This is a genomic window from Tardiphaga sp., assembly GCF_025356345.1.
Classification (GTDB): Bacteria; Pseudomonadota; Alphaproteobacteria; order Rhizobiales; family Xanthobacteraceae; genus Tardiphaga.
Map to the genome: position 1 here is coordinate 1 of NZ_JANXTC010000412.1, position 6,145 is coordinate 6,145.

A 6,145-nucleotide genomic window follows, 5' to 3' on the forward strand; every position below is an offset into this window, starting at 1 on the left:
TTTCCATGGCCCTTCACTCCTACGTGAAATGGCGGCTCGGCACCTTGCCGGAGCTGGTGCCGGGTGACGTCAAGGCGCGCTATCCCAACGACAAGACCGGGCAGATCAACACCGTGCTCGGCAAGAACCCGCTATTGTTCGACCGCTATCTGTCGGACGCCATCGAGATCGACGTCGACTGCCTGTGCGACGGCAAGGATACCTTTGTCGTCGGTATCATGGAGCACATCGAGGAAGCCGGCATTCATTCCGGCGACTCGGCCTGTTCGCTGCCACCGCATTCGCTGGATGCGGCGATGATCGAGCGGCTGGAAGAACAGACCCGCGCCATGGCGCTCGGCCTCGACGTGGTCGGGCTGATGAATGTGCAGTTCGCCATCAAGGACGGCGACATCTACGTGCTCGAAGTCAATCCGCGGGCGTCGCGTACCGTGCCGTTCGTCGCCAAGGTGATGGGCATCCAGGTGGCGAAGATCGCGGCCCGGATCATGGCTGGCGAAAAACTCGCCAGCTTCAACCTGAAAAAGCGCACGCTCGGCCATGTCGGCGTCAAGGAATCGGTATTTCCGTTCGCACGTTTCCCCGGCGTCGACACCGTGCTTGGCCCGGAAATGCGCTCCACCGGCGAGGTGATGGGCATCGACCGTTCGTTCGAGGTGGCGTTCGCGAAGAGCCAGCTCGGCGGCGGCACCCGCGTGCCGCGCAAGGGCACCGTCTTCGTCTCGGTTCGCGAAAGCGACAAGACCCGAATTCTCGACGCGGTCAAATTGCTGTCGGAACGGGGCTTCAAGGTGCTCGCGACCTCGGGCACCCAGCGCTATCTGGTCGACAATGGCGTGCCGGCGGAAAAGATCAACAAGGTGCTGGAAGGCCGGCCGCATATCGTCGACGCCATCACCAATGGCGAGATCCAGCTGGTGTTCAACACCACCGACGGGCCGCAGGCGCTGGCCGACAGCCGATCGCTGCGGCGGGCTGCCCTCTTGCATAAAGTGCCATATTACACCACTCTTTCGGGTGCCGTGGCGGCCGCGCAGGGCATCCGGGCCTATTTGGGCGGGGACCTTGAGGTCCGCACATTGCAGAGTTATTTTTCCGAATCCTGATAATGGCCGGGCCGCCCGTTCCGGCTGATTGGAATTAAACTCGACACGGCCGGAACTCACCGGTCATGATGTGGTTCTGTTTCGGCGCTTTCCGGCCCCGAGGCTGCAAACGCAGCCATCCGGCCCTAATGACAGATTGACCTGATCGTGCGCGCCAAATTCGCGTGTCGCACGACGTTAAAGGACGAAAAGAGATGGTTGAAAAGGTCCCGATGACCGCCGGCGGTTACGCTGCGCTTGAGGTCGAACTGAAGGAGCGGCAGACCGTGAACCGGCCAAGGATCATCGAGCAGATCGCCGAGGCGCGCTCCCATGGCGACCTTTCCGAAAACGCCGAATACCATGCTGCCAAGGAAGACCAGTCGCACAATGAAGGCCGGATCAACGAGCTCGAGGACAAGCTCGCGCGCGCCGACATCATCGACATCAGCAAGCTGTCCGGCGACACCATCATGTTCGGCGCGACCGTGACGCTGGTCGACGAGGATACCGAGAAAAAGGCAGTCTGGCAGATCGTCGGCGAGCCTGAAGCCGACGCCAAGAAGGGCCGCATCTCGATCACCTCTCCGATGGCCCGCGCGCTGATTGGCAAGGCCAAGGGCGCGACCGTCGAAGTCGTCGCCCCGGGCGGCGCCAAGGCATATGAAATTACCAAGGTCGAGTGGCGCTGAAGTCGTCCTGCGATCTTGACTAAAAAAGCCGCGCCCCGTGCGCGGCTTTTTGCTGCGCGGTATTCAGGCTGCACGCCCGAATTGAATGTGAAATAATCGCGGTAATCCTGTGTTTTCACAACACCGTGAGCGACACTTCGCAATGCAATAATGCTAACAGCGATTTGTCATCACAGGGGGACTAATGACATGGACCAAACGCTTTCCAAGTATCAACCGATCGCACTCAGCCTGTTTCGCTTCATCACCGGCCTGCTGCTGCTGCAGTACGGCGTCGCCAAGATCTTCAAATTTCCGGTGCTGCCGTACTTCGCCAACATCCCGCCGCTGATCACCTTTGCCGGCGCGCTCGAACTCGTCGGCGGCGCGCTGCTGCTGCTCGGCCTGTTCACCCGGCCGGTCGCCTTCATCCTCGCCGGCGAAATGGCGGCCGCCTATTTCATGGGTCACATGTTCAAGGCGGCTCCGGTGTTCCTGCCGCTGCTGAACGGCGGCACCGCCGCGATCCTGTTCTGCTTCGCCTGCCTGTATCTGGCGACCTCGGGCGCTGGCCCGATCAGCCTCGATGCGATGCTGCGCAAGAAGAGCTGAGTTAAAGTAGGATGGGTAGAGCCGAGGCATGCGCGGCGTGTCCCGGCTCTACCCATCATCAGGCCATCCGAAATGACGGGTTTCGCGAAGGCGCTCAACCCATCCTACAGGAGCCTCAGCCCGCGACCTTCAATTCCAGCGGCACGGCGGCGGCATATTTCGAATTATGCAGCACCAGCGAGGTCCGGACATTGCGCACATGCGGCGCGGCGGTCAGCTGGCCGACGAAATCCTGGAACGTAGCCATGTCCGGCGCCACGCATTTCAGAATGAAATCGATTTCGCCGGACAGCATCCAGCATTCGCGCACCAGCGGCTCCTTGCGGACAAAATCCTCGAACGCCTTGAGGTCGGCATCGGCCTGGCTCGACAGGTGCACCGAGGCGAACACGGTGACGTCGAAGCCGAGCAGCCGGGGATCGAGCATCCCGCGATAGCCCTGGATGAAACCCGCCTCTTCCAGGGTCCGGACCCGGCGCAGGCAGGGCGGCGGCGAGATACCGACCCGCCTGGCCAGTTCCACATTGGTGATTCGGCCGTCGGCCTGGATCTCGGTAAGAATCTTGAGGTCGATCTCGTCTAGGCTTTTTGGCACGCGTGGTAGATCCTGCTCGGCTGAAGGTCTGAACTCTCTTACCGTAGCCGCGCCGTCTGGCGCAATTTTATTGCGCGTGCACCGCGGAAATTAAGCGCGTTCTGGGGAAAATTTGCCGGGACGGATTGCAATTCTTGCATGGCTCCACAGATATCATAGAGTCCACGCGGACTTGGATTTGACACTTTCAACGCCGCTGCGACGCTTTCGCCGGCAACTTCAGCCTTAGCACAGAACAATTTCCCTTCAGAAAGGGACTCGACCATGGCCGCCCCCATTCTTGCGAAAGTCGTCATCATCGGTTCCGGCCCGGCCGGATATACCGCCGCGATATATGCCGCACGAGCGATGCTGGAACCGGTCCTGATCCAGGGCATCCAGCCCGGCGGCCAGCTCACCATCACCACCGACGTCGAGAATTACCCCGGCTTCGCCGACGTGGTGCAGGGTCCGTGGCTGATGGAACAGATGGAGAAGCAGGCGCATCACGTCGGCACCCGGATCGTCACCGACATGGTGACCGAGCTCGATGTGCACCAGCGCCCGTTCCGGCTGGTGTGCGATTCCGGCGACGTCTACCTCGCCGAGACCGTGATCCTGGCCACCGGCGCGCAGGCGCGCTGGCTCGGAATTCCCTCGGAACAAAAATTCCAGGGTGGCGGCGTTTCAGCCTGTGCCACCTGCGACGGCTTCTTCTACCGCGACAAGGCGGTCGTGGTGGTCGGCGGCGGCAACACCGCCGTCGAGGAGGCTTTGTTCCTGACCAACTTTGCCTCCTCCGTCACCATCGTACACCGCCGCGACCATTTCCGCGCCGAGCGCATCCTGCAGGAGCGTCTGTTCAAACATCCCAAGATCAAGGTGGTGTGGGATTCGGCCATCGACGAGATCTGCGGCACCGAAAACCCCAACAAGGTCACCCATGTGCGCCTGAACAACGTCAAGACCGGCGCCCTCACCGAAATCCCGGCGGACGGCGTATTCATCGCCATCGGCCACGCGCCAGCGACCGAACTCGTCAAGGACCAGATCAGGCTGCGGCCGTCGGGCTATATCGAGGTAGCGCCAAATTCGACCGCGACCTCGGTGCCCGGCGTGTTCGCCGCCGGCGACGTCGCCGACGAAATCTGGCGGCAGGCTGTCACCGCGGCCGGGCTCGGCTGCATGGCCGCGCTGGAAGCCGAACGTTATCTCGCAGCCCATGCTCACGACCGCGCAGCGGCGGAATAGAGATGCGGCGCTCTCGTGATGGATTTACCGATATGGACTGGGACAAACTGAAGGTGTTTCACGCGGCGGCGGAAGCGGGAAGCTTCACGCATGCCGGCGAACAGCTGGGGCTGTCGCAATCTGCGGTCTCGCGCCAGGTCAGCGCGCTCGAACAGGAATTGTCGGTCTCGCTGTTTCACCGCCATGCCCGCGGCCTGATCCTCACCGAACAAGGCGACCTGCTGTTCCGCACCGCGCATGACGTGTTCATGCAGTTGCAGGCGGCACGCGCCAAGCTCACCGACAGTCGCGAGCGACCAAGCGGCGACCTCAAGGTCACCACCACCCCCGGCGTGGGCATCAACTGGCTGATCCCGCGGCTCGGCGAATTCACCGCGCTGTATCCGGAGATCCGGATTTCGCTGATCGTCACCGACGAGGAACTCGATCTGTCGATGCGCGAAGCCGACGTGGCGATCCGCACCCGCAAGCCGACCCAGCCCGACCTGATCCAGCGCAAGCTGTTCGCGATGGGTTTTCATGCCTATTGCGCCCCGGAATACGTCAAGCATTTCGGCACGCCGCGCACCCTCGATGAACTCGACGGCCACCGCATCATCACGCTCAGTGATGGCGGCGTCGCGCCGCACCTGCAGAACCGCAACTGGCTGGTGGAAGCCGGACGCAACGGCTCCGGCCCGCGCGAATCCTACTTCAAGGTCAACAATATCCTGGGCCTGGTCCGCGCCTGCCAGCAGGGCCTCGGCATCGCCGCCTTGCCGGACTATCTGGTCGAGGAAAATAACCGGCTGGTACAGTTGTTCGGGGAATCGGATTCGATCCAGCTCGATACCTATTTTGTGTATCCCGAAGAGTTGAAGTCGGTCGCCCGGGTTCAGGTGTTCCGCGATTTCATCGTCAGCAAGGCGCAGCGCTGGCCGGGCTGAATATTCCGTGGCGCTGCCCGTTCATCGCATGTCTGACATGCCGAGCGAGCCGTTGCCGCATACCGCGAACGAGGGTCATATCCTATCCAAGCTGAGACGTCGCATCGTGCATTTGTCCCCCTCCTCCAGCGGTGCGGTGGCTCAGTTATCCCTCTTGGAAGGTGATTGTGTCGGCCTCTTGTGGCCAATACCTCAGCCGGGCTCGATTGAGCCCGGCTTTTTTTTTTGCGAAAAGTCCAACCTGTCGGATAAGTGGAGCTTTTGCGAAACCCATCAACCTCTGCCGATGGGTTTCGCGAAGACGCTCAACCCATCCTACAGGAGGTGCGTATCGCTGCGCGTCCGGGACAAGTATCCGTCTAGTCCAGCTTCACCTTCGCCAGCCTCAGCGCATTGCCAATCACGCTGACCGACGACAGCGCCATCGCCGCGGCGCCGACCATCGGGGACAGCAGCATCCCGAACAGCGGATACAATACGCCGGCGGCGATCGGCACGCCGGCGGCATTGTACAAAAACGCAAAGACCAGGTTCTGCCGGATATTGCGCATCGTCGCCGTTGATAGTTGGCGGGCGCGCAGCAGCCCCGCGAGGTCGCCGGTCAGCAGCGTAATGCCGGCGCTTTCGATCGCCACGTCGGTGCCGGTGCCCATCGCAATGCCGACATCGGCCGCCGCCAGCGCCGGCGCGTCGTTGACGCCATCGCCGACCATCGCGACACGACGGCCCTCGCCGCGCAGGCGCTCCACCACCTCGCTCTTGCGTTCCGGCAGCACCCCTGCCTCGACCTCGTCGATCCCCAGCGTCCTGGCCACCGCCAGCGCCGTGGTGTGGTTGTCGCCCGTCAGCATGACGATGCGCAGGCCGTTGGCGCGCAGCGCCCGCAGCGCCGGCTGGGCCGAGGCCTTGACCGGATCGGCGATGGCAATCACGCCCGCCACGTTGCCGTCGATGGCAATGTAGATCGCGGTGGCGCCGCCTTCCCGCGCGGCCTCGGCAGCGCCGTCGAGTGTCGTGGTATCAACG

The 6,145-nt window shown here is 62.5% G+C and carries 7 protein-coding genes; 5 read left to right on the forward strand and 2 right to left on the reverse strand.

All coding sequences use genetic code 11. The features are described 5' to 3' along the window. From Q0S16_RS25450 to Q0S16_RS25460, 3 genes are all read left to right on the forward strand, one after another. Positions 1 to 1,106: ATP-grasp domain-containing protein (locus Q0S16_RS25450; protein WP_295855054.1), on the forward strand; the 1,106-nt coding region annotated here is incomplete at its 5' end. A gap of 194 nt (positions 1,107 to 1,300) precedes the next feature. Next, positions 1,301 to 1,777 (forward strand): transcription elongation factor GreA, encoded by a 477-nt coding sequence (gene greA / locus Q0S16_RS25455; protein WP_295855057.1) that lies wholly within the window; start codon positions 1,301 to 1,303, stop codon positions 1,775 to 1,777. 189 nt (positions 1,778 to 1,966) lie between these two features. After that, on the forward strand, positions 1,967 to 2,368 hold the full coding sequence (locus tag Q0S16_RS25460) for a DoxX family protein (RefSeq protein WP_295855059.1): 402 nt from the start codon (positions 1,967 to 1,969) through the stop codon (positions 2,366 to 2,368). Positions 2,369 to 2,483: 115 nt separating this feature from the next. Here Q0S16_RS25460 and Q0S16_RS25465 read toward each other — a convergent pair whose 3' ends face one another. Further along, a complete protein-coding gene (locus Q0S16_RS25465) occupies positions 2,484 to 2,963 on the reverse strand; it encodes an Lrp/AsnC family transcriptional regulator (protein ID WP_295855061.1) in 480 nt (159 codons plus the stop codon). A gap of 264 nt (positions 2,964 to 3,227) precedes the next feature. On the opposite strand from Q0S16_RS25465, the gene trxB reads away from it, so the two are divergent. Both trxB and Q0S16_RS25475 read left to right on the forward strand, forming a co-directional pair. Further along, the gene (gene trxB, locus Q0S16_RS25470; protein WP_295855063.1) at positions 3,228 to 4,193 is read left to right on the forward strand and encodes a thioredoxin-disulfide reductase; all 966 of its coding nucleotides are present in this window, start codon (positions 3,228 to 3,230) and stop codon (positions 4,191 to 4,193) included. 2 nt (positions 4,194 to 4,195) lie between these two features. Further along, on the forward strand, positions 4,196 to 5,119 hold the full coding sequence (locus tag Q0S16_RS25475; RefSeq protein WP_295855066.1) for a LysR family transcriptional regulator: 924 nt from the start codon (positions 4,196 to 4,198) through the stop codon (positions 5,117 to 5,119). Between the two features lie 359 nt (positions 5,120 to 5,478). Here the strand turns inward: Q0S16_RS25475 and Q0S16_RS25480 are convergent. Further along, positions 5,479 to 6,145: HAD-IC family P-type ATPase (locus Q0S16_RS25480; protein WP_295855068.1), on the reverse strand; the 667-nt coding region annotated here is incomplete at its 5' end.

Coding starts and splice junctions, on each gene's coding strand:
- greA (WP_295855057.1), top strand. CDS start 1,301: ATGGTTGAAAAGGTCCCGATGACCGCCGGCGGTTACGCTGCGCTTGAG.
- Q0S16_RS25460 (WP_295855059.1), top strand. CDS start 1,967: ATGGACCAAACGCTTTCCAAGTATCAACCGATCGCACTCAGCCTGTTT.
- trxB (WP_295855063.1), top strand. CDS start 3,228: ATGGCCGCCCCCATTCTTGCGAAAGTCGTCATCATCGGTTCCGGCCCG.
- Q0S16_RS25475 (WP_295855066.1), top strand. CDS start 4,196: ATGCGGCGCTCTCGTGATGGATTTACCGATATGGACTGGGACAAACTG.